23 protein-coding genes are annotated in these 23,724 nt (G+C 46.6%); 14 read left to right on the top strand and 9 right to left on the bottom strand.

All coding sequences use genetic code 11. The annotated features are described in order from the left end of the window. Nucleotides 1-6 precede the first annotated feature (6 nt). Nucleotides 7-1,347, top strand: coding sequence for a dihydroorotase (locus H8S65_RS17505; RefSeq protein ID WP_186931149.1), 1,341 nt, complete (start codon nucleotides 7-9; stop codon nucleotides 1,345-1,347). 54 nt (nucleotides 1,348-1,401) lie between these two features. On the opposite strand, the gene H8S65_RS17500 is transcribed toward H8S65_RS17505, so the two are convergent. The 6 genes from H8S65_RS17500 to H8S65_RS17475 all read right to left on the bottom strand — a co-directional run bounded on the left by H8S65_RS17500 (nucleotide 1,402) and on the right by H8S65_RS17475 (nucleotide 7,061). After that, nucleotides 1,402-1,944: a 7-carboxy-7-deazaguanine synthase QueE gene (locus H8S65_RS17500; RefSeq protein ID WP_186931148.1), complete on the bottom strand. Its 543-nt coding sequence runs from the start codon at nucleotides 1,942-1,944 to the stop codon at nucleotides 1,402-1,404. Next, nucleotides 1,931-2,263 carry a 6-carboxytetrahydropterin synthase QueD gene (gene queD, locus H8S65_RS17495; RefSeq protein WP_186931147.1) on the bottom strand — a complete coding sequence of 111 codons (333 nt, stop codon included), beginning with the start codon at nucleotides 2,261-2,263 and terminating at the stop codon, nucleotides 1,931-1,933. The genes H8S65_RS17500 and queD overlap by 14 nt, the downstream gene beginning before the upstream one ends. Before the next feature lie 492 nt (nucleotides 2,264-2,755). After that, on the bottom strand, nucleotides 2,756-4,315 hold the full coding sequence (locus H8S65_RS17490; RefSeq protein WP_436277886.1) for an STN and carboxypeptidase regulatory-like domain-containing protein: 1,560 nt from the start codon (nucleotides 4,313-4,315) through the stop codon (nucleotides 2,756-2,758). 21 nt (nucleotides 4,316-4,336) lie between these two features. Then, nucleotides 4,337-5,188 (bottom strand): FecR family protein, encoded by an 852-nt coding sequence (locus H8S65_RS17485; protein WP_186931146.1) that lies wholly within the window; start codon nucleotides 5,186-5,188, stop codon nucleotides 4,337-4,339. Further along, entirely contained in the window at nucleotides 5,181-5,732 is a 552-nt protein-coding gene (locus tag H8S65_RS17480) for an RNA polymerase sigma-70 factor (protein ID WP_186931145.1), read from the bottom strand. Before H8S65_RS17480 ends, H8S65_RS17485 begins: the two co-directional genes overlap by 8 nt. 60 nt (nucleotides 5,733-5,792) lie before the next feature. After that, nucleotides 5,793-7,061, bottom strand: coding sequence for a carboxypeptidase-like regulatory domain-containing protein (locus H8S65_RS17475; protein ID WP_186931144.1), 1,269 nt, complete (start codon nucleotides 7,059-7,061; stop codon nucleotides 5,793-5,795). Between the two features lie 152 nt (nucleotides 7,062-7,213). Here H8S65_RS17475 and H8S65_RS17470 point away from each other — a divergent pair, with 152 nt between their 5' ends. The 13 genes from H8S65_RS17470 (at nucleotide 7,214) to glmM (ending at nucleotide 21,059) form a co-directional block, all read left to right on the top strand. Next, nucleotides 7,214-7,777, top strand: a complete 564-nt coding sequence (locus H8S65_RS17470) for an RNA polymerase sigma-70 factor (protein ID WP_186931143.1) — start codon at nucleotides 7,214-7,216, stop codon at nucleotides 7,775-7,777. 43 nt (nucleotides 7,778-7,820) lie between these two features. After that, nucleotides 7,821-8,375 carry a Crp/Fnr family transcriptional regulator gene (locus H8S65_RS17465; RefSeq protein ID WP_186931158.1) on the top strand — a complete coding sequence of 185 codons (555 nt, stop codon included), beginning with the start codon at nucleotides 7,821-7,823 and terminating at the stop codon, nucleotides 8,373-8,375. Between the two features lie 31 nt (nucleotides 8,376-8,406). After that, on the top strand, nucleotides 8,407-10,035 hold the full coding sequence (locus H8S65_RS17460) for a dipeptidase (protein WP_186931142.1): 1,629 nt from the start codon (nucleotides 8,407-8,409) through the stop codon (nucleotides 10,033-10,035). Between the two features lie 459 nt (nucleotides 10,036-10,494). Continuing rightward, on the top strand, nucleotides 10,495-11,856 hold the full coding sequence (locus H8S65_RS17455) for a hypothetical protein (RefSeq protein ID WP_186931141.1): 1,362 nt from the start codon (nucleotides 10,495-10,497) through the stop codon (nucleotides 11,854-11,856). Between the two features lie 83 nt (nucleotides 11,857-11,939). Beyond that, complete coding sequence (locus H8S65_RS17450) at nucleotides 11,940-13,631, top strand: OmpP1/FadL family transporter (protein WP_186931140.1); 1,692 nt, start codon at nucleotides 11,940-11,942, stop codon at nucleotides 13,629-13,631. Between the two features lie 262 nt (nucleotides 13,632-13,893). Then, nucleotides 13,894-14,226, top strand: coding sequence for a hypothetical protein (locus tag H8S65_RS17445; protein ID WP_186931139.1), 333 nt, complete (start codon nucleotides 13,894-13,896; stop codon nucleotides 14,224-14,226). Beyond that, nucleotides 14,223-14,861, top strand: coding sequence for a nucleotidyl transferase AbiEii/AbiGii toxin family protein (locus H8S65_RS17440; RefSeq protein ID WP_186931138.1), 639 nt, complete (start codon nucleotides 14,223-14,225; stop codon nucleotides 14,859-14,861). Before H8S65_RS17445 ends, H8S65_RS17440 begins: the two co-directional genes overlap by 4 nt. Nucleotides 14,862-15,074: 213 nt before the next feature. Continuing rightward, nucleotides 15,075-15,668: an RNA polymerase sigma factor gene (locus H8S65_RS17435; protein ID WP_186931137.1), complete on the top strand. Its 594-nt coding sequence runs from the start codon at nucleotides 15,075-15,077 to the stop codon at nucleotides 15,666-15,668. A gap of 340 nt (nucleotides 15,669-16,008) precedes the next feature. Continuing rightward, entirely contained in the window at nucleotides 16,009-16,659 is a 651-nt protein-coding gene (gene rpe / locus H8S65_RS17430; protein ID WP_186931136.1) for a ribulose-phosphate 3-epimerase, read from the top strand. Further along, a complete protein-coding gene (locus H8S65_RS17425; protein ID WP_186931135.1) occupies nucleotides 16,656-17,936 on the top strand; it encodes a ComEC/Rec2 family competence protein in 1,281 nt (426 codons plus the stop codon). Before rpe ends, H8S65_RS17425 begins: the two co-directional genes overlap by 4 nt. A gap of 38 nt (nucleotides 17,937-17,974) precedes the next feature. Continuing rightward, on the top strand, nucleotides 17,975-19,024 hold the full coding sequence (locus H8S65_RS17420; protein WP_186931134.1) for a DHH family phosphoesterase: 1,050 nt from the start codon (nucleotides 17,975-17,977) through the stop codon (nucleotides 19,022-19,024). A 54-nt stretch (nucleotides 19,025-19,078) separates the two neighbouring features. Then, nucleotides 19,079-19,660, top strand: coding sequence for a BamK family beta-barrel-assembly machinery protein (bamK, locus tag H8S65_RS17415; RefSeq protein WP_186931133.1), 582 nt, complete (start codon nucleotides 19,079-19,081; stop codon nucleotides 19,658-19,660). A 10-nt stretch (nucleotides 19,661-19,670) separates the two neighbouring features. Further along, nucleotides 19,671-21,059, top strand: a complete 1,389-nt coding sequence (gene glmM / locus H8S65_RS17410; RefSeq protein WP_186931132.1) for a phosphoglucosamine mutase — start codon at nucleotides 19,671-19,673, stop codon at nucleotides 21,057-21,059. A gap of 135 nt (nucleotides 21,060-21,194) precedes the next feature. Here glmM and H8S65_RS17405 read toward each other — a convergent pair whose 3' ends face one another. Genes H8S65_RS17405 through H8S65_RS17395 form a run of 3 tightly spaced genes read right to left on the bottom strand, consistent with a single transcriptional unit; the run spans nucleotide 21,195 to nucleotide 23,710 of the window. Beyond that, nucleotides 21,195-23,126: an NAD(+) synthase gene (locus H8S65_RS17405; RefSeq protein ID WP_186931131.1), complete on the bottom strand. Its 1,932-nt coding sequence runs from the start codon at nucleotides 23,124-23,126 to the stop codon at nucleotides 21,195-21,197. Nucleotides 23,127-23,132: 6 nt separating this feature from the next. Continuing rightward, nucleotides 23,133-23,462 carry a type II toxin-antitoxin system RelE/ParE family toxin gene (locus H8S65_RS17400; protein WP_186931130.1) on the bottom strand — a complete coding sequence of 110 codons (330 nt, stop codon included), beginning with the start codon at nucleotides 23,460-23,462 and terminating at the stop codon, nucleotides 23,133-23,135. Next, a complete protein-coding gene (locus H8S65_RS17395) occupies nucleotides 23,453-23,710 on the bottom strand; it encodes a hypothetical protein (RefSeq protein ID WP_186931129.1) in 258 nt (85 codons plus the stop codon). The genes H8S65_RS17400 and H8S65_RS17395 overlap by 10 nt, the downstream gene beginning before the upstream one ends. Between the last annotated feature and the right edge of the window lie 14 nt (nucleotides 23,711-23,724).

Genomic DNA, 23,724 nt, shown 5'->3' with positions numbered 1-23,724 from the left:
AGAGATATGAATAAGACATTAATAAAAAACGCCACTATCATCAACGAAGGCCGCACTTTTACGGGGTCGGTGCTGATCGAGGATGATAAGATTGCCGCAGTATATGAAGGAGATGTTCCGGCTTCGGCCGGGGATGCAACCGCAATCGATGCCACGGGGAAGTATCTGCTTCCGGGCGCAATCGACGACCAGGTACATTTCCGTGAACCGGGACTGACGCATAAGGGCGATATCGCCAGCGAAAGCCGTGCCGCCGTAGCCGGCGGAGTGACCACCTTTATGGATATGCCGAATACAAAACCCCAGACGACGACCCTTGCCGATCTGGAATGGAAGTTGCAACGGGGAGCTGAAACATCGGTTGCCAACTATTCCTTCTTCTTCGGCGGAACGAACGACAATATGGATGAAATCCGTAAACTGGACCGTAGCCGTGTGGCGGGTCTGAAACTCTTCCTCGGTTCTTCCACCGGTAATATGCTGGTCGATAAGAAGGAAAGCCTGGAACGCATTTTCGGCGAAGCCGGAATGCTTATCGCCATCCATGCCGAAAAGGAGGAGGTCATCAAACGGAACATCGCCCATTATACGGGCCTGTACGGTGAAGACCTGGATATCTCTTTCCATAGCAAGATCCGTAGCGAGGAAGCCTGCTATGCCTCCTCGTCCGAAGCTGCCGAGCTGGCCGCGCGCCTCGACTCACGCCTGCATATCCTGCATCTTTCGACGGCAAAAGAGCTTTCTTTGTTAAGCAACAAGCTCCCGCTCAGTGAAAAGAAGATCACGGGTGAAGTATGCGTGCATCATCTCTGGTTCCACGATGGCGATTATGAACAGTTCGGAAACCGTATCAAATGGAATCCGTCTATCAAGACATTGGCAGACCGTACGGCGTTGCGCGAAGCCGTTAACAACAACACGATCGATATCGTGGCGACCGACCATGCCCCGCACCTCCTTTCCGAGAAGGAGGGGAGCTGCCTGAAAGCTGCCTCCGGAGGCCCGCTGATCCAGCACTCGCTCATTGTCATGTTGGAGTTAGCGATGGAAGGCCGTTTCACTTACGAGAAGGTTGTAGAAAAGATGGCGCACATGCCGGCAGAGCTTTTCCGTGTGGATCGCCGCGGCTATATCCGTCCGGGCTACTATGCCGACCTTGTCCTGGTCGATCCGAAAGAAACCTGGACGGTGGCAAAAGAAAATATACTGTATAAATGCGGCTGGTCTCCCTTCGAAGGCTACACATTCCATCATGCCGTCTGGAAAACATTCGTCAACGGGCAACTGGCCTACGACAATGGCCGGGTGAATGATGGGGTGCGCGGGATGGAAGTCCGGTATAGTTGAAAATTGAAAGTTGAAAGTTAAAAGTTAACTTCGCATCCCCATCACTTTCAACTTTCAACTGATATTAATCAGCTTGTGTGTCTGCAAGCTGAGACGCCATTGGGGGTGGTGGAGGATGTACTCTACCACCTCTTTTGTATTCCGGCAGGAACAGGGTTGGAGGAAATGCCAGGTTGCTTTCAAACCTGCATATTCCGTCAGATCCTGTCCCGTATAAACCACTTTGACCTCATCCATGTGCGTTACTCGCAAAGGAGCCCCTTTCGGGGAACAGGTTACCCAGTCGATACCTTCCGGCAACGGGTTTGTCCCGTTAGTCTCGATGCAAATATATTTCCCCGCCCGGTGTAGCAGGTCGATAAACGCTTGGTCGATCCAAAGCGAAGGTTCGCCCCCTGTCAGGATAACGACATTTGAAGGAAAAGCCGAAATAGCCTGTAAAATCTCTTCATCCGACATCAAGGTTCCTTCCTCATGCCGGGTATCGCAAAAGCTGCATTTCAGGTTGCATCCGGAGAAGCGGACGAAGACGGCAGGCGTCCCTGTATGGAAGCCTTCACCCTGAAGGCTGTAGAATATCTCGTTAATCTTTTTCATAGATCGCCGTGTTTCCTTCTGATTCCTGAACTTCTACTTTATGGCAGGCGGGGAGCTGGTCGCATATCCACCGGGCGATATTCTCGGCTGTCGGGTTAAAAGGGAGCACCTCGTTGAGGTTCCGGTGATCGAGCTGATCTTTCACAACCCGTTTGATATGGCTGAAATCTATCACCATACCATCTGCGTTTAATTCTTTGGAACGGCAATGCACAGTGATAATCCAGTTGTGACCATGCAGATATTCGCATTTGCTCGGATAGGAAAGCGACAGGCTATGGGCTGCCGAAATCTCCATACGTTTGATAACGGTATACATACGATAAAACTGTTTTAGAATGTTATGTCTGCACCTAATGTCACCTCGGTACGGGGTGCAAATTTACTGAAAAAATCGGGTCCCGAAGCGGTACTTAATGTATTGAAATATTAAAAATATCTGTAACTGTTTGTATGTATTTAAAACAAAGATCAGGGATGATCTATCGTAAAAATGAGCTATTTTGTTGCAGAATAAAAATATTATGCATTAATTTGCTTCATAATCAAAGATATGAGGTGGTTTTGATGTCTCTGAGCCGGTATTCCGGCAGCAGTCCTATATTGTTAAAAAATAGAAGAAGCTGCAAATAAGTTTCGATAATCTTAAAAATGTGTTTTATAATATCTTTTTTTATTTGTTCAGTAATTTAAAATGCCTCATCTTTGCAAGCAGATAACCTAAACAATCTTTTTGCCTTAAAGACTAATACCTATTAAAACCTATAAAGAGGACCTTTGAGAAAAGGTCCTCTTTATGATTTTTAGGGGGTTACTCTTCTGTCTCTTCTATTTTTGACGATATTTTCCCGATCGCTTCATTGAGCTTTTCTTCCGGTGGGATAACGTTGAAGTTACCCCAGAACTTTTCGTCGTAAGCAAACTGGGTTTCCGCAAAGATCGTTCGTGTCGGCAATGCTTCGCTACGGGCAAAGCGGCTTACCTGGTTCGTGTCTATTTTGCAAGTAACCATTTCGAACCAGGTATGCAGGGGGAAAGTTCCGAACAATTGTTTCCTTTTCTTTATCTTGAAAAAGAGGTCGCCCCGGACATGGTTGATGTAATACTGGCCGTTGTAGGGCTTGTATGTCACGGTATAAATCACTTTCTGGGGAGTGATTTTCAGGTTGCGGCTTTTTTTCTCCACCAGCATTCCGGTAGCTTGTTTGATATGTTTCGGGTTGATTTCGAAGCGGGCGCGGAGCAATGCGTTGTTTTCCGTGTCGATATACAGTTCTCCCCGGTAAAGGGCGGAGTTGATATTCTCTTTTTGCTCGAAATAGATCACATGGGCTAACCGGTCGTCGATCACGGCGATGTCGGTAGAGGCATACATATAAGATTCTATCTTTTCATCCGTCAGGAGAAAGTCGGGCAATTCCTTTATCAAGTCCAGGCTCAGGCTGGCGCTGATTCCCGATTTCATCCGGGCGATGAGCGTGTCTTTTTCCTGTTGGCTGATGATCCGGCGCATTTTGAGCAGTTTGACCTGATCCGGTGTCGGATTGTGTTTGTAGGCGGATTTGTAAATTTTGAATACCGCTTCCGTCAGCCCTACGAATTTGTTTTTCCGTTCGATTCCTTCCCGGTAGAAAGTGGTCAGGTAAGCGGGTGATTGCGGATAGTTTTTCCGGATATTTTCCTTCATGTCACGAAGCAGGCGGAGCGGATTGACAATGCGCACTACAACTTCCTGGATCGGGATCACTTTGGCATCGAGCGCGATCGCCGTGTTCTGTCCGGCGAGAAGGGAGGCTTCTATCTTGCGGGGTTCGTAGCCCAGGTGGGAGAAGTAGAGCGTGGACTGGCGGAGCGAATCGGGCAGCGTGAGCCGGAACTCCCCGTTTGCATTGGTGATGCTGCCGATTGAAGTATTAAGGACTCCTATAGTGCCCGCCTCGATCGGTTCATTCGTCTGCTTATCCTGCAGAACCCCTTTGACAATGAAATGGTTGTCTGTCTCTTTCGGAGGAATGGTATCGGGAATAGCCACTTGCCTGACGGGTTGCGGCCCGGAGATCAGGATGTGATCGCCTATGACACGCAAGTTCAGCTCTTTGTTTCCTACGATCAGGTAGATTGCCTGCCGGATGGTGTAGTCGCCTTTCGGGATGCGTACCGTTTTTTCATTATCGATCAGCTTGCTGTCATAGATAAAGAGAAAGCCGGTTTGTTCCGATACTTTGTCAAGCAGGCGGTAAACGGTATTTTTTTCTTTGGATAAATGAATCATGCGGGCCAGCACATCATCGCCTTCCCCAGCGCGTAACAGACCTGTCGGAAGCAAAAGCATCCAAAGGCACAAGAAAAGGAGGCGGTATGTAGAGGACATCATGACATTGAAAATGAAAAATTATTGTTTGGACAGGAGGATCGTGTTGTCCTGCCGTGTTTTCTTCAGGTCGAGGGCAAGGCAGATCAGTTCAGCCATTGCTTCGGGCGTATCGTTGGAGAAGGTGACGGTAAGCGTCCGGTTCCATAGCTCCGGCGTTGCCTCCAACCGGATATCCGGATTTTGCAGATTGATCACCCGCAGGATATTGCCTAACTTTTCGTCCTTGAACCGGATTCGTTCGGTATAGCGGTCAAACAGTGCCGGGTCGGGCGTCGTGCTCAATTGCAGTCTCCGGGAGAGGAGCGTAACGGTTTCCCCTGCTTTTACGTGGATATCCTGTCCGTTCTTCTTCAACGTCACTCTCACTTCCCCCCGCTGTACGGACAGTTCGAAAGGAGAGCTGCCGGTGCTTTTCACATTGAAAGCCGTTCCTAACACTTCGATACGCGTATCTTCCGTTTCAATCACGAAAGGGCGGGCGCGGTTACCGGCGACATCGAACAGGGCGTTTCCCTGCAAGCTCACTTCCCGCCGGTCCGGAGAGAAATGTTCGGGAAACTTCAATGAAGTATTTCCTGCCAGGTAGACCACGGAACCATCCTCAAGGGTGGTTACCAGTGTTGTTGCCGTCTCACTGTTCTGGCGGGTGAGCAGATTCGGGTCGGCATCCTGCCCGGACCTGTTCAGGTAGACGACAGACACAAGCAGGCAAAGAAGGGCGACGGCAGCAGCAGCCAAGCCCCCTTTCCATGCAAGGCTTCTGAATGGCGAAGCCGGCCTGCCCGAAAGCAAACCTTCTTTATCCAGGCGTTGATACAGCGTATTCCACGCCCGGTCTGTTTTTCTTTTATTTCTTTCTGTTTCAATCATATTTCATATAAATCTCTAATTCGTCTCGTAATGTCCGGAGTGCTTTCGTCATTTCGGCCTCGACGGTCTTGACCGACAGGGAGAGGATGGAAGCGATCTCCGCATATTTCTTCCCTTCAAAACGATGCATCCGGAATATGCGGAGACGGCGTTCGGGGAGTTTCTTAAGCGTCCGGTTGATCAAGGCTTCCAGTTCCTTGTATTCGATCTGGTCCTGCGGATCGTCCCGTGTGTCGTCTTTGTCCGGTCGGGAGAGGACGGCATCCCGGTAGCGGTTGCGTATATCCTGATGTTCCCAGTACTGGAGGGATTGGTTACGCACGGCTCCATACAAATAGCTTTTTATCGTATGGAACAGTTGTAACCGCTCCCTTTCCTTCCAAAACACATAGAATAATTCCTGTACGATCTCTTCCGCAATATCCATTCTTCCGGTTATGCTGGCTGCATACATACAAAGAGGCACATAATACAGACGGAAAACTTGTTCGAAAGCTTTGACGTCTCCATCTTTGATCTTTGTAAGTATAAGCAGGTCTTTCATGTTGCTAATTTATACATTAATCTATTCATTGGCAAATTGGGATATTGTTTAATTCGTATATTATTTATGTTGCTTCTTCAATTTGTTGACAGCGTGTTCCAGTGATTCCGTCGGTTCGATGATGTTGTAGGAACCCCAGAAATCTTCGTCGGCGAAATTGGAAACCTTGTCTGATAAGGACTGGTTCTGCTTGAATGCCATCTTGTAGGGGATGGTGTTTGCGCCGCTTTCCTTACCGTCCGTTACGACCATTTCCGAAAGGATGGTGTAATTGGTCGAGAACAATTTGCGTTTCCAGTCACATTTGAAACGGACGCCGTTGCGGATATAACTCAGATAAGTCAGCCCGTTGCGCTCCTTATAGTTGACCAGGAACGAGACTTCGACCGGTTTGAACCGTAACCCGAACGGCTTTTTCCGGAGGATCGCCTGCGTGGCCTTGTTGCGGTCGTTCATGTCGAGGAAGAACTCGGCCCGCGTGAAAGAGAGCCGTTCCTTGTCGATATATAGTTTTCCGTAATAAAGCGCATACGGCAATATGGCCTGCGGTTCGAAATTGATGACATATTGCGGGCGGTCGTTGATCGTTGTCGATTCTTCCATCCTGAATTTATAGTAAGGCAGGCTTTCCAGGTCGAGCAGGACATCCGGGTTTTTCACCATATCCACATAGATGGACAGGTTCGGGCCTCCCAGCAGTTTGACAGCCAATGTGTCGCTGGCTTTCTGGCTGAGCAGCTTGCGCCCTTTGAATATCTGTACGCGATCGCGGTCCACTCCCTCGCTGTAAGGCGTTTTGTAGATATCGATCACCGCTTCCGAGATGTTGATATACCGGCGTCCTTTCTGGGCTGTTTCGCGGTAGAATCCGGTCAGGAGGCTATGCTTCGAATTGTAGTTGGCCGGAATCTTCTTTATCGCTTCCTCCACCAGGTAGCGCGGGTCGCGGGCATGGATGATAACCTCGTCGAGCATATTCGTGTAAGGGGTCAGCCATACGGTCTGTTCTTCCACATCCTTGCCGTTGAGTTCTATTTTGCTGTTGAAATATCCGAGGTGCGAAATCTCCACTTCTTTGGCATGGATGGAATCCTTTACCTTGAAGGAAAACTCACCGTCGGCATTCGTGACCGTGCCGGTCGTACTGCCCGGAATAGAAATGTTGACATATTCCAGGCTCTTTTTGCTCTTTTTATCTTTTACAATACCACTGACCGTAATATAGTTCCCTTCGTCAGCCGAATCCGTTTGCGCCTGCAGAGGCGTGAATCCCGCCAGCAACAGTGTAATGAGCAAGTATCCCCATAGTTGTTTATGCATCGTTTTCATATCTCATATAGTTTAATAAGTTAATACTCTTGTTCGTATTACTAAGATGGTTCAGCCGGCAAATACCCTATGCTTCGCCCCGGATTTTTTTATTATGATGGACATAGTTTGAAAATTTGACTATTTTTGCGCAGGTTATAGAAGATGAGACGATGACAGAGCAGGAGATAAGAAAATATTTAAGGCAGATCGAAGAAGAGAGTTCCCAGACTGCTCTGCGTAGCTTTTATAATCTTTGCTTCGACCGTTTCTTCCGTATTGCCTACTACTACCTGCATACGGAAGAATGGGCGCAGGAGGTTGTCCTCGATGTGTTCCTGAAAATATGGGAACGCCGCGAGTCCTTGCACCATATCGCCAACCTGGAAGACTATTTCTTTATCACGATAAAAAATGCTTCCCTGAACTATCTCGAAAAAGAACAACGCCGGAAAGACGTGACGGCGGATGCTTTTGACGGCATGGCCGTATCCGGCGAATCGCCCGAAGACATACTGGTCAGCGAGGAGCTTTTCGCCCACTATGTCAAGGCCCTCGACCGCCTGCCGGAGCGATGCCGTGAAATATTTATCCGTGTGCGGGAAGAAAAGCAGCCCTATGCCGAGGTTGCGAAAGACTTGGGCATAAGCGTCAATACGGTCGACGTGCAGTTGCAGAAAGCGACCGGGAGGATGCGGGATATGTTGGCGCGTTATATAAGCGGAACCGAAAATTGAATATCTTTGCCGTTCGATTTAATAAGGTAATGACATGAAAGATATGGATAAATTCATCGCCCAACAGCGTCTTCTCTATCCGTTGTCGGATGAATCGGTACGCAAGTTGACGGAAGGGATGGAGGAAGTGTTTGCTCCGAAAGGCAGTTTTGCGGTGTATGAAGGAGATCGCGATCCGTATGTTTGGTTCGTCAAAGAAGGATTGGCCCGTTCGTTCGTGGAGCGTGATATGCGCGATGTCACCTTGTGGTTCGTGTCGTCCGGTGAAATCGTGAACATGTCTTACCGTGAGATAGCCGCCTATAATCTTGAAATGGTGGAAGACTCCGTTTTGCTGCGCATTCCGGCACGGCGCCTCGAAGAGCTTTGTGAGCAGACACTCGATCTGGCAAACTGGATGCGCAAGTTGCTGGATTATTACCTCCGCGAATATGAGAATTACTTTATCAATGACAGTTGGAGTGATGCCCGTGAGCAATACGAGACCTTGTTGCGTACGCGCCCGGACCTTTTCCAGCGTGTCCCGTTAAAACATATCGCTTCATTTCTGCAAATTACTCCGCAGTCGCTTAGCCGGATACGCGCCTCTGTGAAGTAATATCCCGATTTAACTTATTAATTACCATATCATGAACAAACTCAAATTAATTACAGTGATGCTTGCCGTAGCCGCCCTTGTGCAAACCGGCGATGCCTGTACGGTTGTCATTGCCGGTAAAAAGGCGACAGCCGACGGAAGCGTGTTGAATTCCCATACCGATTGCGGTCCCGATTGCCGTATACAGGTTGTCCCCGGCCGGAAATATCCCGAAGGGACGATGGCGCCTGTCTATTATGGCATCCTGACCCGTAACCAGCCGGAAAAAGGGGAAGGAGAGATTTTGGGATATATCCCGCAGGCGGAAGAAACCTACACCTATTTTCATTCCGCCTATTCCCATATTAACGAATACCAGCTTTGTATCGGTGAAAGCACCATGAGCCAGCGCCCCGAACTGCAAGTCGATAAGGGTGAAGGCAAACAAATCATGACCGTGGAACAGGCTGCCGTCTTTGCGCTTCAACGTTGTAAAACGGCAGAAGAGGCGTTGGCTCTGATCACCTCTTTGATGGAAGAATACGGCTTTCTGCCGTCTTGCGGACCCGAATCGGAATGCCTGACGCTTGCCGATCCGGATAAGGTCTGGGTGCTCGAACTCTTCAGTGTGGGGAAAGGCTGGACACCCGAAAGCGGTAAGCCGGGTGTTATCTGGGCAGCACAACGGTTGCCGGACGATCAGGTTGCTATCATCCCGAACTGGAGCATTATCAAGGAAATCGATCTCGGTAAACCGGATCAGTTCAAGGCTTCATCCAACTATATGCAGGAAGCGGTCGACCGGGGCTGGTATGATCCTTCCGGCAAACATCCTTTTGTGTGGCAGGAAGTGTATGCCCCGACACCGCGCGAATGGTCGACAAACCGTTTTTGGTTGTTCAACGAGACGTTTGCTCCCGGAATGACCGGGATTTCACGCCATACGAACGACCCGTTCAAGAACCTCGATCAGTATACACAATATGTGGAACCGCTCAGCACCTATCCGTTCTCAATCGTTCCGGCAAAGAAGTTGACGGTACAGGATGTCATGGCTTTCCAACGTTCCACCTTTGAAGGTACGATCTATGATAAAGAGAACGATGCCGCCTGGTATTATGCCGGCCCTGACGGGAAAGCGGTGAAGAGCAAACTGGCTACCCCGTTCCCGACACGCGAAATGCAGAAGCAGATGCAGACAACCCGCCGCCGTGCCGTCGCCCGTATGGATGGCGAATATGGGATGGTTGCCCAGTTGCGCAACTGGCTTCCGCGTGAGATTGGCGGAGTCTACTGGGTGTTTGTGGATAATGCTTATACATCTCCTTATTTCCCGGTCTTTACCGGTACGACCGCTATTCCGGAAGTCTACAGCACCTACGATCCGAATGCCTATAGCGACCGGTCCGCCCGCTGGGCTGTCGATTTTGTAGACAATATGCTTTACCTGAACTGGCAGGACGGCAAGAAGGATTTACTGGCTGCCCGCGCTCCGATGGAAGAATCCTTCTTTACCCGCAACGCGGAGATCGAACAGGAGTATATCAGTTTGCAGAAGAAAAATCCTAAAAAAGCAGCCGCTTTATTGAATAGCTACGCACAGGAGTGTGCCGACAAAATCATGCAGACATACCGCGATCTCCGGAACCAATTGCTGGTGAAGTACACGAATAATAAATAATTCCATCCTAAAAGGCGAAAACCGGGGGACAAAACTTTTCTTCCAGGGCTTGTATTTTAGGTTAGATACCCATATATTCTGTAATCAGCGCCGCTGATTATAAAATCGCCGGCGGTGATTATGTAATCACCGGCACTGATTTTATAATCACCGCTGGCGATTACAGAATATATGGGTATAAAACCAAATTTAGTGCGGTAGGTAGCCCTTTCTATATGCCATGCAGCGTTTCTTTTCCTCAAAGCATCTTATCTATAAATAGGGATTATCGGGCGATGAAGCGGTCCGGATCGTTAAAGTATATATAAATGCTTGGAAACTATTTGGAAACAGCTATATTTGTCAATAAAATGGATGGTTTTTATTGATGAGGCAGAAAGGGTAATTAAACCTACCCCCTTGTATTTAGTCTAAAGAGTAGAAAAATTATAAAGTAGAGGAGAAACGAATATGAAACCCATGAAATTAACGTCTTTGATGGTGATGCTTCTGGTTGGCTTCAGTGCCGCAGCCCAGGAGGAGTTCTTTGATGATGTGTATTTCTCTTCCAGCAAAAAAGATAAGAAAGAAAAAACAGAAGAGAAGGTTATACAGCCTAAAGAGAAAGTGGAACGCACGGCAATAGCGTCTACATACAGCACAAGCAAACGCAAGAGTGCTGTGTCTGATGAAGAACGCGATGTAGATGAATATAACCGCCGCTATACTTCGGTCGACGTGGAAGAGCCGTATAACGAAGATTCGGAGGGTGAAGTCCTGGCCGAATATAACGACGATATGGATAATGAAGCAACGGTCGTTTCGGGTTCTAAAAAGGAACGCCGTTCGGATACGGAATATACCGAGCGTATCATCCGTTACCATTCGCCGAGCAAGATTACGATTGCCGGAGCAGACCAGGTCGATCTGTATCTGAGTGACGGGTACTACGGTTATGGCTACGATACGGACTATTCCAATGGCAATGCCAACGTAAGTGTCAATGTGAACATCGGCAACGGCTGGGGCGGTTACTATGATCCGTGGTACAGCGGATGGTATGGTGGCTGGTACGGCGGTTGGTATGATCCCTGGATCTACAGCCCGGCCCGCTATTGGGGCTACGGCCCGTCCTTCGGCTTCGGCTGGGGTTGGGGCGGCTTCTATGCCGGCTACTGGGGCCCGTCTTGGGGCTGGGGGCCTGGTTATTGGGGCGGTGGATATTGGGGTGGCTCTTGGGGGCATCATCACCATCATTATGCTTCACCGTATAGACATAATTATATAGGATCGAGAACTTCCGTAGGACGTCGTTCGTATGCAAGTACAAGTGGAAACGGATCTTCCCGTGCATCTGTCGGTAGTCGAACTTCTGCTGGTCGTGGAAATGCAACCTCTTTGCGAAGTAGCAGTACGGGACGTGTTCGTTCGTCGGAAGGGGTTCGGAGTCGTACAAGTTCTGGTGTAAATGGCCGTACGAGTACAGGAGTAAGAAGTCGTACAAGTGTAGGAACTTCTGCACGTACATCTTCTTCCACACGTTCTTCTGCTGTAACGGGAGAACGTACACGGATCTCTCGTGAAAGTGCAGTCGGTTCGGGTTCTTCCCGTTCTTCGAATCGCCAGTATACGGCACCCGCAAGGAGTAGCAGTTCTTCCCGTTCTTATAATAATTATAGTGGAAGTTCTCAGCGTAGCAGTAGCTCTTTTTCTCCTTCAAGAAGTAGTAGCAGTAGCCGGAGTTCAGTAGGAACATCTTCATCGGGAGGTTCCCGTTCATCCGGAGGTAGCTATGGCGGTGGCGGAGGAAGCCGTTCCAGTGGTGGCGGACGTAGTAGATAGAAATAATCTTTGAGAGAGTCATTATATAAGGACACGCAAGTCGTGTCCTTGCTTTATTAAGATATTTAGAAACAAAAGAGGCAATGAAGAAGGTGATTTGTTTATGTGCATCAGCATTACTTTTGGGTAGTGGCTCTATGTTTGCACAAGGTGAAATGGATGCTTATAAGTTCTCACAATATGATTTGAACGGAACAGCTCGTTATTTGTCTATGGGAGGAGCTTTTGGCGCATTAGGTGGTGATATCTCTGCTATGAGAACCAATCCTGCCGGTTTAGCGATATATCGTAGTTCAGAAGTTGTTACTACATTAAGTTTATCTTCAATCAAAACAAAAACAGATTGGTTGGGGATCGGAATGGATGATAAGAAGACCCGGTTTAATTTCGACAATATTGCTTATGTCGGCTATTTCCCTACAGGAAATGATGAAGGTGTGATCGGGTGGAACGTCGGTTTTTCTTATAACCGTGTGAAAAATTTTAATCGTCAGTACAGAATGGGTCGGGGGGGCGGAGGTAATTCTATCTCTGATTATTTGGCTGGTTATGCAAATTTAGGTATAGATCCTACAACCGGAAAAGGATTAACTGGAAATGACCTTTGGTCGACAGATTCATATAATCCGTATTTATCTCAGGAATGGTTACCTACTTTGGCTTATAATGGTGGTTTGATTGATACGGATAATAAAGGTCAAGCAGGAACTTTCTATACTACTTTTGGTTATTTTGATGAGAAAGGAGAATGGCTACCTTTAGAGGTACAATCTGCTGATATGTTTGTCTCCGAAAAGGGTGCTATAGATAAATATGATTTTTCGTTTGCTACGAATATTTCAAACCGTTTCTTTATCGGTGCTACTGTATCTGTGACGGATATCGATTATAGTACAACTTCTCTTTACAATGAAGATTTCGGGTATTTCAATGCGGAAGCAGAGAAAAATGATTTTAGAGACCAGCTTTATTGGGATAATTATTCTTCATTGAATGGAACAGGTTATTCATTTAATTTAGGTGTGATCGCTCGACCGACTGACTTTTTACGTTTGGGAATTGCTTATAATTCACCTACCTGGTATAAAATGACGAATTACTACAGTGCAGAGGCTCAGGCTTATGTATATGATTATTATGCAAATATACAGAATCCGATAGATCCGAGCAATCCGGATATGTCTCGGAAGGCTGAAACGCCAACGGATTTTTATACCGAATATCGTCTTCGTACACCGGATAAATGGATATTCAGTGCTGCTGCCATTTTAGGACAGAACGCTCTTATCAGTGTCGATTATGAATTGACAAATTATAAATCGATGCATTTGCAGGATCGGGATGGATATGACCAAGCTAGAGACAATGGTTTTATAAAGGATGATTTTCGTACCAGTGGTATGCTGAAAGTTGGTGCGGAATACAAGGTGACTCCGCAATTTGCAATTCGTGTTGGAGGTGCTTGGCAGAATAGTCCGGTTCAGGAACACATGAAGTATAGTGAAACTGGTAGTATAACAGAGGTTTATCCTGCCGGAACGCGTACCGCTTATACGGTAGACCATCATATAAATTATTATACGGTTGGTCTGGGATATCGTTTTACTCCTAATTTCTATGTGGATTTGGCTTGCGTGTACCGTATGCAGAAAGAGGAAGTATATCCTTTTCCCCATTTGATAGATGAAAATAAGAATGTATTGGTTGAATCTATTCCCGCAACACTGAAAACAAACACGACAAAGGTCGCATTAACTTTAGGCTATAAGTTCTAAAAAACATAAAGACTTTCGATGATCCTCTATCCATAACATTCTGAATGTACGGGTAGAGGATTTTTTTGTAAATAAGTGAGTACAAATTTGTTTATTTGAATATTATGAAAGCGTTAAGTAGGCTATTGGAATGCTTATAAGTATGTAGCATGCTCTTTTCATTGTCGTGTCGTGATGAAATAAATCCAGAAAAAGACTCACTTAATAATTTGTGTAAGATCAAAAGAACCATTATTTTTGTCTTATTCTAAAACTGAAGGGAATGTCCGTAGATGCAGTAAAACAAGAACTGTTGGCGAAGTTGAAGCAAGAGCATTGTTTCTGGTCGTACAATGAAAGCTCGGTCAATGAGGTTTCGGATGAAATATTGATAGAGAAAACTTTGTTGCACTTGGATTTGGAAGAAATCAACCAGCTGTTTCAGATATTTTCATTCAAGAAGATAAAACAAGTGTGGCTGGACTATCTTATTCCTCAAGAGGAATATCTTTATACGTTGAACCGCTTTTTTGCTTGGTATTACTTTAAAGTAAAGAAACCGGATGCCTATATCAAATCTATGGCTACTCGCCATCTTAATAAAATGTTAGCATGAAAGGATTGGCTCCGCATACACAGTCAGTTTTTGAATCTGTTTCCAAGTTAGAATGTCTCAAGCCTTATTTGTTGGTTGGTGGTACTGCCTTGTCTTTGCAGATTGCTACTCGCCAGAGTGAAGATTTGGACTTTATGAAGTGGCGTACTTGTAAAACGGAGAAGATGGAAGTCGCTTGGTTTCAAATAGAAAAAGAGCTTGCTACGGTTGGAGAAATTCAGCATAAAGATATATTGGATATAGACCATGTGGAGTTTCTTGTATCAGGGGTGAAGTTTTCGTTTTATGCTTGTCCAAAGTATTCTCCGGTCAATAATCCTGTGAATTATTTGAATAACATCAGATTGGCAGATGTCAGATCTATAGGGGCAATGAAGATGGAAGTCATGTTACGGCGAAGTAATTTCCGTGATTATTATGATATCTTTTCTATTTTGAAAAGTGGTATGTCTATAAATGATTTAATTTCTTTGGCTTTAAGTTATTCCGGGCATAAGTTGAAATCTAAAAATTTGTTGGCTATGCTTACTAATAGCAATCGTTTCACAAGAGATGCCGGATTTGATCAATTGCAACCAGTTTATTCTGTTACTGCACAAGAGATAGAAGAATTTATCAAATCCAGCCTGTTGTGAATGGCGACTTTGTTCGTAAAAGCCCCCTGTTCGTACATAAAACGTACGGGCAGGGGGCTTTTTTGCATAAAAATAAAGGAAATGTTTGCCTATTTAAAATACTTTTCGTTCTTTTGCCTTTGTAAATATAAATAATAGTATTGTCTAACAATTTTAAACCTCGTTGCCTATAGCATAAACATTACTCAAGAAAAAACTAAAAATATAGAAGTAATGAAGACTTTAAGAATGATGACTGACGAAGAGTTGGTTGTTCTTTATGCAGAAGGTAATAATGCTGCTTTCGATGTATTGTTGAATCGTTATAAAAGTAGCATACACTCCTACATTTACTTTATAGTTCATAACAAAGATCTCACAGAAGATATCTTTCAGGAGACTTTTGTCAAGGTGATTATGACTATTAAACAAGGCCGTTATACCGAAAACGGTAAGTTTAAGGCATGGATTACCCGCATTGCTCATAACCTGATTATCGACAACTTCCGCCAGGAACGTAGCGAAAATACGGTTTCAAACGATGAGGTGGAAGTGGATCTTTTCAATAATATCAAACTTTGTGACGGTACGATCGAAGATAACATCGTACGCCATCAGGTATTGTCCGATGTGAAAAAACTGGTGAAGCATCTGCCCGACAGCCAACGCGAAGTATTGGAAATGCGTTATTATCAGGATCTTAGTTTTAAAGAAATTGCCGATATTACGGGGGTTAGCATCAATACGGCTTTGGGACGTATGCGCTATGCGATCTTGAATATGCGCCGTATGGCGGAAGAAAACAGTATTGAGCTGTCGATGGCCTGATCGTAAAAATGAAAATTTATTTTCTTGTCATACAATAAGGAGAAAGCCTTCCCGTTTTATTATCAAACAAGATAAAAAACGAGCTGCCTATGAAGAGACTTTCTACTCAATGTATGAATGAAATAGAAAATAAAACAGACAGGAACCGAAAAGAAAGGAAAACAATGCCGCGTCGGCAAACACTTGATTTCCTTACTCAATTTGCGAGGGTTTATCATTCAGAACCCGCTTTACGCACGGAATTCTGTGGTTTGGTAATGAACTAAGAAATTTGGAAAGAGGATGCCTTTACTGGTATTCTCTTTCTTTTTTCATACCTTTGCAGAAAAGCAAAAAGAGTATGAAACATAAAATAGCACCTTCTCTGTTGGCTGCCGATTTTCTGAACCTGCAGCGGGAAGTGGAAATGATCAATAAGAGTGATGCCGATTGGTTGCATCTGGATATCATGGATGGGGTGTTCGTCCCTAATATATCGTTTGGTTTTCCGGTTCTGGAAGCGTTGAAACCGATCTGCAAGAAACCGATGGATGTACATCTGATGATCGTGGAGCCGCAAAAGTTCATTCCGGAAGTGGCGGCTACGGGCGCCTATATGATGAATGTGCATTATGAGGCCTGTACGCATCTGCACCGTACGGTGGCGGCGATCAAAGAGGCGGGGATGAAGGCGGCTGTCACATTGAATCCGCATACGCCGATATCCCTGTTGGAAGATATCTTGCAGGATTTGGATATGGTGTTGCTCATGTCGGTGAATCCGGGGTATGGCGGACAGAAATTTATCGAACATTCGATAGATAAAACGGCTCGCCTGAAAGATATGATCTTGGCAAAAGGATTGAACATCTTGATCGAAGTCGATGGCGGGGTGAATATGCAGACTGCAAAACCTTTGCTTGAAGTGGGTGCAGACGTGCTGGTTGCCGGCAGCTTTGTTTTCCGTTCTCCTGATCCGTTGAAGACGATCCGGGAACTGAAAGAATTATGATAAAAGAATTACAGATCCGTCCATTTGCCCGTCCGCTGCTTGTCTGGATCACGGGGATTATGTTGCAGACCGTTTTTTCGTGTTGTATTTATTCTTGGGTATTATTATTGCTGCCTGTTATAGCACTTGCCACAGCCGGTCTTACCTTGAGAGGGCGGGAATATTTTTGTTATGAAACTCGTTGGCTGTGGGGAGCGGTTTTTTTGTCCCTGTTGCTTTTCCTTTCGATACAAAAGACTGCTTATTCGCAGTCTGAATCTGTATCGGAACATCCGGTTTCCGCCCTTTCCCGTTGGGCCCGGGAAGAACAGTTGCGATTATTGGAACCGATCGCAAAACTGAATCTGACCGATGAAGAAAAATCCGTACTGGCCACTATTACCGTCGGTTACCGGCAAGCCATGAGCCGGGAAGTGAGAGACCGCTTTTCAGCTACAGGGGTAGCGCATGTTTTGGCCGTAAGCGGCTTTCATGTGGCAATCGTCTGTGGATTTTTGTCTTTTCTTCTTTCTTTTCTCCCCCGGAACGGGCTTGGCAAGTGGGTCCGGTATCTGTCGACCATTGCGTTGTTGTGGGCTTTTGTTGCGGTGACAGGGTGTGCCGCCTCGGCTGTCCGGGCAGGATTGATGCTGACTTTGTTTCTGACGGGACTTGTCTTGGGGAGGATGACGGAACGGTATAATATTCTGGCGGCTTCGGCTTTCGGCATGTTGGTTTATGAACCGCTTTTTCTGTTCGACATCGGTTTTCAACTAAGCTATTTGGCCGTGTTTTCCATTTTGTATTTTCAGCCCCGGTTACAACATTTGATAGAAATCCGCAATCCCCTTTTTCTGACTCCGTGGAGATGGATCACCGTAACGCTGTCGGCACAAATCGGCACGACGTTCCTCTGTCTTTATTATTTCGGGCGATTTTCAACCGTCTTTTTGTTGACGAATCTGCCACTTACCTTGTTGGCGACGCTGTTGGTGCCTGTATGCCTGGTCTGGATGTTGCTGCCGGCAGGTTTTCCGGGTGCTGAGTGGTTGCAGGTTGTTGTGGAATGGCTCGCGCATCGTTTGCTCTGGATCGTAGATTCTTTTAGCCGGGTGCCGGGAGCGTTTTTTTCTTTCCGGTTCGATTTCCTAATGATGCTGGTGGCGTATGGAATGCTTTTGTCCACCTTATTGTATGGCCATACCGGGCGTTCGCGCTATCTGTTTGTCACGCTGTTTTTGTTGTTAATTATACTCTTTGTCCGGGTGATTGAGAATTTAAAGCTGTGCGGAATCTAAAAAAAGTAGTACCTTTGTCACTGAAAATAAGAGAATATATGATTACGAAAATCATTCACGAAGAGAAAATTCAGAAAGCCAAGAAGTACGTCGAGAAAGGCGAAAGTTTTGTAATAGTGACACACGTTACCCCTGACGGGGATGCTATAGGTTCCGCATTGGGACTGTACCATTTTTTGACAGCCTATGGAAAAGATAATGTGGCGGTAGTGGTTCCCAACGATTTTCCCCAGTTCTATAAATGGATGCCGGGTCATAAGGAAATCGTCATTCATGAGAAATATCCTGATTTTGCCGAGCAGTTGATCCGGGATGCGGATGTCATATTCTGCCTCGATTTCAACGAACCCAAGCGTATCGAGAGACTGGCTCCGGCTGTTGTGGCGGCAGAGGGGCGTAGGGTGATGATCGACCATCATCTGAATCCGGCCGATTTTTGCCGGGTTACGATGTCATATCCTGAAATGTCGTCTACGAGCGAGATGGTTTTCCGTTTCATCTGCCGCATGGGGATGTTCGACCTGATCAATAAGGATTGTGCCGCTTGTATCTATACGGGCATGATGACGGATACCGGTTCGTTTACCTACAACTCGAATAAGCCGGAGATTTATACGATCATAAGCGAACTGATCAAGAAAGGCATCGATAAGGATTTGATCTACCGGAAAGTGAACCAGGTCTATTCGGAAAGCCGTTTGCGCATGATGGGATACGTCTTGTATGAAAAGATGAAGGTTTATCCGGAGCAAAACGCCGCTCTGATCACGCTTTCGTTGGAAGAGATGAACCGTTTCCATTATGTGACAGGCGATACGGAGGGATTTGTCAACCTGCCGTTGAGCATCGAGAATGTGGCTTTCAGTGTCTTTATCCGCGAAGATAAGGATTATGTGAAGATCTCGCTTCGGTCTGTCGGAGATTTTCCCTGCAACCAGTTTGCAAGCCGGTATTTCAATGGCGGCGGACATAAAAATGCTTCGGGTGGAGAATTCCATGGTTCATTGGCCGATGCTGTTGCCGTGTTTGAGGAGGGTTTAAGGGTATTTAATCCTAATAAAACAGAAGATTTAAACAAACATGCCTGAGATATGGCTGAGATTATATACATTTGCCATTCATTTACAATAAATACGTAACAGATGAAGAGAGGTTTTTATATCCTGTTGATTATGTGCACTGCCATAATGGTGGTGTCGTGTGACAAGACAAAGTCATACACTGATATGTTGAAGGCCCAAAGAAAAGCGATCGAGCGTTTGCAGGTTGATAGCGGATTCGTCTTTTTAGATGAATTTCCTAAGGACAGTATTTTTAAGGAAAATGAATTTGTTGAGTTGGATAATGGTGTTTATCTGAATATCGTCAATAGAGGAAACAGCGAACGTGCGGTGTTGGGACAAACGGCGATCCGTTCCCGTTTTATTGCTCAGATGTTTATGGAAAATAGCAGCATGGGAACCGGTACTGTCGACCTGCTCGGGCCACACTCTAACGGAACGTCTCCAGTTGAGTTCAGGTATGGTTATTACACCAGCCTTTATCCGGATATGGATTATTATTATGATATATTTATTTGCGAAGGTTTAGGTGCCGGACTTCCTTATGTGGGAGACAGCGCGGTTGTCAAACTGATCGTTCCGTTTAAACTGATGAGCAGTGATTTCCAGAGTACGGGAACTCCTGTCTTTTTTGAGAAAGTGAAATATACTTTTATAAAATAAATCTAACTAAATGACACTGATTAAATCTATTTCTGGTATCCGTGGGACAATAGGCGGAAACCCGGAAGACGGGCTCAATCCGTTGGCTATTGTCAAGTTTGTGGCCGCTTATGCTACATTCATTAAGAAAAACACGAAGGTGACAACAAACAAGATCGTGGTAGGCCGTGATGCACGTATCTCCGGTCCGATGGTTAAACAAGTCGTTCTCGGTACGCTTACCGGAATGGGCTTTGATGTGGTAGACATCGATCTGGCTACTACCCCGACCACCGAGTTGGCCGTTGCCTGGGAAGAAGCTTGTGGCGGTATCATTTTGACTGCCAGCCATAATCCGAAACAATGGAATGCCTTGAAGTTACTGAACGAACGGGGTGAATTCCTGAACGCTGCCGAAGGCGCCGAGGTCCTGAAGATAGCGGCTGAAGAAAGTTTTGTATTCGCCGATGTCGACAATTTAGGAAAAGTCTATCTCAACAATACCTACAACCAAAAGCACATTGAGAGTGTATTGAAGCTGGATTTGGTGGATGTCGAGGCTATCAAGGCCGCTAATTTCCGTGTCGCTATCGACTGTGTAAACTCGGTAGGCGGTGTCGTTATTCCCGAATTGCTTTCTGCTCTGGGTGTAAAGGAAATTTTCAAGTTGCATTGTGCTCCTCACGGTAACTTTGCACACAATCCGGAACCGATCCCTGAAAACCTGACGGAGATCTCCGACTTGATGAAGCATGCCAAAGCCGATGTCGGTTTTGTCGTAGACCCTGACGTAGACCGTTTGGCTATTATCTGCGAAGACGGGGAGATGTTCGGCGAAGAATATACATTGGTGGCTGTCAGCGACTATGTTTTGAGCCATACACCGGGCAATACGGTTAGCAACCTGAGTTCAAGCCGTGCTCTGCGTGACGTAACCCGTGCTCACGGTTGTGAGTATAACGCGGCAGCAGTGGGCGAAGTGAATGTCGTGACGAAGATGAAGGATACTAACGCCATCATCGGTGGTGAAGGCAATGGCGGTGTGATCTATCCGGCCAGCCATTACGGTCGTGATGCTTTGGTGGGCATCGCCCTGTTCCTGACTCATCTGGCAAAGAAACAGATGAAGACAAGCGAATTGCGTGCTTCCTATCCTCCGTACTTCATTTCGAAGAAGAAAGTGGAGCTGACTCCGGATATCGATGTGGATGCTATCCTGGCAAAAGTGAAAGAGAGATTCGCCCAGTATGATATCACCGATATCGACGGTGTGAAGATCGACTTCCCTGAAAAATGGGTTCATCTGCGCAAGAGCAATACGGAACCGATTATCCGTATTTATTCCGAAGCCCACACGATGCAGGAAGCTGAAGAAATTGGCGACGAACTAATCCAGATCATTCGCGATATGTGTAAATAATCTTTCATCGAGATAAAAAAGAAAAGAGGTTGTGCTTGATTGCACGACCTCTTTTTTTGTGTTCGACCGCTCGGACGTATGTACGCTGATGACTGTTACGGTTTCGTATCTTTGTCGGGTGAATCGATCCGGCAACTATATGCTGATCCGTTCTATCTCTTCTAACCAGAGCCGTGACACCGCATCGCTCGGCATACGCCAGTCTCCACGTGGCGAGAGGCTGACAGAGCCGACTTTGGGACCGTCTGGCAGGCAACTGCGTTTGAATTGCTGCTGGAAGAAGCGGCGGAAGAAGGTGTAGAGCCATTTCTTGATCGTAGCATTGTCGTAGATGCCTGCGAATGCTTTCTGTGCTAAGAAATAGATCTTGGACGGATGGGAACCGAAACGAAGGAAATGGTAAAGGAAGAAGTCGTGCAGTTCGTACGGGCCGACCAGGTCCTCTGTCTTTTGTTTGATGTTACCGTTCTCGTCTGCCGGGATCAGTTCGGGGCTGATCGGCGTGTCGACGATGTCCAGCAAGGTGAGGCGGGAGGCTTCGTCTACCTTGTAGTTGGCAACCCATTCGACCAGGTACTTGACCAATGTTTTCGGGATACTTCCGTTCACGCCGTACATCGACATGTGGTCGCCGTTGTAGGTCGCCCAGCCGAGTGCCAGTTCGGAGAGATCGCCGGTTCCGATGACGAGGCCGTTCTTCTGGTTGGCGACATCCATCAGCAATTGGGTTCGTTCGCGTGCCTGGCTGTTTTCGTAGGTCACGTCGTGGACGGACGGATCGTGGTCGATGTCTCGGAAATGTTGCAGGCAGGCTTCCTTGATCGAGATTTCTTTCAGGGTGACACCGAGGGAACGGATGAGGTCGCAGGCGTTGGTATAGGTGCGGTCGGTCGTACCGAAACCGGGCATCGTGATGCCGATGATCTGCTCGCGTGGTATCTTCAGGGCATCGAAGGTCATGACGGTGACGAGCAAAGCCAACGTGGAGTCCAGGCCGCCTGAAATACCGACGACAGCCGTTTGAGCATGTGCATGGACGAGCCGTTTAGCCAGGCCGGCTACCTGTATGTGGAATATTTCTTCGCAGCGTTCCTTCAAAGTGTCTCCGGAGGGGGTGAACGGGTGCGGATCGACCGGACGCGTCAGGCTGAATCCGTCCGGAACCCGGATCTGGAAGTCTACAGTCTGTGCCTTTTCCTTCAGCAGGCCGGATGCTCCGTACATGAAGCTGGTGTTTACAAGCCGGTCGTTCTGCAAAGTCTCTATATCGATCTCGCTGACGACAAGTTGTTCTTCCATCGTGAAGCGGGGAGACTCGGCAAGCAGGTTCCCGTTCTCGGCAATGATCCCGTTACCGGCAAAGACCAGGTCGGTACTCGATTCGCCGAAGCCGGAGGAGGCATAGACATAGCCGGCCATGCAGCGGGCGGATTGCTGGCAGATCAGGGAACGCAGGTATTTGTGTTTGCCGATCAGTTCGTTGCTTGCAGACAGGTTAAAGATGATGTTGGCTCCTTCCATTGCCAATAGCGAACTGGGGGGGACAGGAACCCAAAGATCTTCGCATATCTCGATGCCGACCGAGAGTTGTCCTGAACGGAACAGTAGGTGGCTGTCGAGCGGGTATTCCTGCCCGCCGATCGTGATTGTGGACTTCTGCAGTTCGGTGGCGGAGGTGAACCAGCGTTGTTCCTGAAACTCCTTGTAGTTGGGCAGGTAGGTCTTGGGGACGACTCCTAAGATCTTGCCTTTCCGGAAGGCTGCGGCTGCATTGATGAGCCGGTTTTCCGTCCGGAGGGGAACACCGGCAATGGCCAATATGTCCAGGTCTGCCGTGTTTCCGACCAGTTGGAGTAATGCTTTTTCCGCATTGTCCAGCAATGTTTGTTGGGCGAACAGATCGAGGCAGGTATAGGCGGTGACGGACAGTTCAGGGAAGGCCATCAATTGTACGCCTTGTTCCGATGCCTTTCGCATCAGCCCTTCTATCTTTTCTATATTATAAAAACAATCCGCTACCTGTACATGCGGCACGGCGGCGGCAACTTTTACAAATCCGTAGTTCATATTCGTTTATATTTGTCTTATAGATTGTTTGAGTTTGTCGGGGTCTTGACGGTAATCGAATACACGATTGATATATATCGTATTATCTTCTATGCGGTAGACTATTTTGTAGTTGCCATGGATAAGTGACCGGTATTCCTTTGCTGCATTTTCCAGCAAAGGTTCTTTAAATCCCAATAAAGGATTAGCCAATAATAAATCGACATAATGTTTAATGCCCTTTGTTTGTTTGGATGCAACTTCTTTAGAGGCTTCCTTTTTATAATATATCGCGATATTTTTCAAGTCTTTTTTGGCTTCGGTGGTCCAATAAAGAGTTTTTTTCTTTAGAACCATGTTTCCATTTCTTTTTCCAGATCATCGCTGGAGATGATACGTCCGTGTTTTATATCTTCTTCTGATTCCCTGATCTTCGCAATCATCTCTTCCTGAGAATGGACGATACAAGGGCGAGGATTTTCTTTCTTGGGTATAATGCTTTTGGCATATTTCTTGATCTTTTCCAAAACCTCCATATCGTCTATCTCGTCCAGATAATCGCGGATGAAGTTCTGTTTCCATTGCTGTAATTCCATTGCCGTCATGACGTAAACTCCTT

This window comes from Parabacteroides hominis, from assembly GCF_014287585.1.
In the GTDB taxonomy this organism is placed as follows: Bacteria; Bacteroidota; Bacteroidia; order Bacteroidales; family Tannerellaceae; genus Parabacteroides; species Parabacteroides hominis.
Note: the sequence above shows the minus strand (reverse complement) of the source record. Positions and strands in the feature narration are given on the sequence as shown.

Bases quoted from the DNA above. Each gene is read 5' to 3' on its own strand.
- rpe (WP_186931136.1), top strand. From the start codon at position 16,009: ATGAAACATAAAATAGCACCTTCTCTGTTGGCTGCCGATTTTCTGAAC.
- H8S65_RS17505 (WP_186931149.1), top strand. From the start codon at position 7: ATGAATAAGACATTAATAAAAAACGCCACTATCATCAACGAAGGCCGC.
- H8S65_RS17445 (WP_186931139.1), top strand. From the start codon at position 13,894: ATGTCCGTAGATGCAGTAAAACAAGAACTGTTGGCGAAGTTGAAGCAA.
- H8S65_RS17440 (WP_186931138.1), top strand. From the start codon at position 14,223: ATGAAAGGATTGGCTCCGCATACACAGTCAGTTTTTGAATCTGTTTCC.
- H8S65_RS17425 (WP_186931135.1), top strand. From the start codon at position 16,656: ATGATAAAAGAATTACAGATCCGTCCATTTGCCCGTCCGCTGCTTGTC.
- H8S65_RS17395 (WP_186931129.1), bottom strand. From the start codon at position 23,710: ATGACGGCAATGGAATTACAGCAATGGAAACAGAACTTCATCCGCGAT.
- H8S65_RS17450 (WP_186931140.1), top strand. From the start codon at position 11,940: ATGAAGAAGGTGATTTGTTTATGTGCATCAGCATTACTTTTGGGTAGT.
- H8S65_RS17420 (WP_186931134.1), top strand. From the start codon at position 17,975: ATGATTACGAAAATCATTCACGAAGAGAAAATTCAGAAAGCCAAGAAG.
- H8S65_RS17485 (WP_186931146.1), bottom strand. From the start codon at position 5,188: ATGATTGAAACAGAAAGAAATAAAAGAAAAACAGACCGGGCGTGGAAT.
- H8S65_RS17490 (WP_436277886.1), bottom strand. From the start codon at position 4,315: ATGTCCTCTACATACCGCCTCCTTTTCTTGTGCCTTTGGATGCTTTTG.
- H8S65_RS17500 (WP_186931148.1), bottom strand. From the start codon at position 1,944: ATGAAAAAGATTAACGAGATATTCTACAGCCTTCAGGGTGAAGGCTTC.
- H8S65_RS17475 (WP_186931144.1), bottom strand. From the start codon at position 7,061: ATGAAAACGATGCATAAACAACTATGGGGATACTTGCTCATTACACTG.
- H8S65_RS17480 (WP_186931145.1), bottom strand. From the start codon at position 5,732: ATGAAAGACCTGCTTATACTTACAAAGATCAAAGATGGAGACGTCAAA.
- H8S65_RS17460 (WP_186931142.1), top strand. From the start codon at position 8,407: ATGAACAAACTCAAATTAATTACAGTGATGCTTGCCGTAGCCGCCCTT.
- H8S65_RS17435 (WP_186931137.1), top strand. From the start codon at position 15,075: ATGAAGACTTTAAGAATGATGACTGACGAAGAGTTGGTTGTTCTTTAT.
- H8S65_RS17470 (WP_186931143.1), top strand. From the start codon at position 7,214: ATGACAGAGCAGGAGATAAGAAAATATTTAAGGCAGATCGAAGAAGAG.
- queD (WP_186931147.1), bottom strand. From the start codon at position 2,263: ATGTATACCGTTATCAAACGTATGGAGATTTCGGCAGCCCATAGCCTG.
- H8S65_RS17405 (WP_186931131.1), bottom strand. From the start codon at position 23,126: ATGAACTACGGATTTGTAAAAGTTGCCGCCGCCGTGCCGCATGTACAG.
- H8S65_RS17400 (WP_186931130.1), bottom strand. From the start codon at position 23,462: ATGGTTCTAAAGAAAAAAACTCTTTATTGGACCACCGAAGCCAAAAAA.
- H8S65_RS17455 (WP_186931141.1), top strand. From the start codon at position 10,495: ATGAAATTAACGTCTTTGATGGTGATGCTTCTGGTTGGCTTCAGTGCC.
- bamK (WP_186931133.1), top strand. From the start codon at position 19,079: ATGAAGAGAGGTTTTTATATCCTGTTGATTATGTGCACTGCCATAATG.
- H8S65_RS17465 (WP_186931158.1), top strand. From the start codon at position 7,821: ATGGATAAATTCATCGCCCAACAGCGTCTTCTCTATCCGTTGTCGGAT.
- glmM (WP_186931132.1), top strand. From the start codon at position 19,671: ATGACACTGATTAAATCTATTTCTGGTATCCGTGGGACAATAGGCGGA.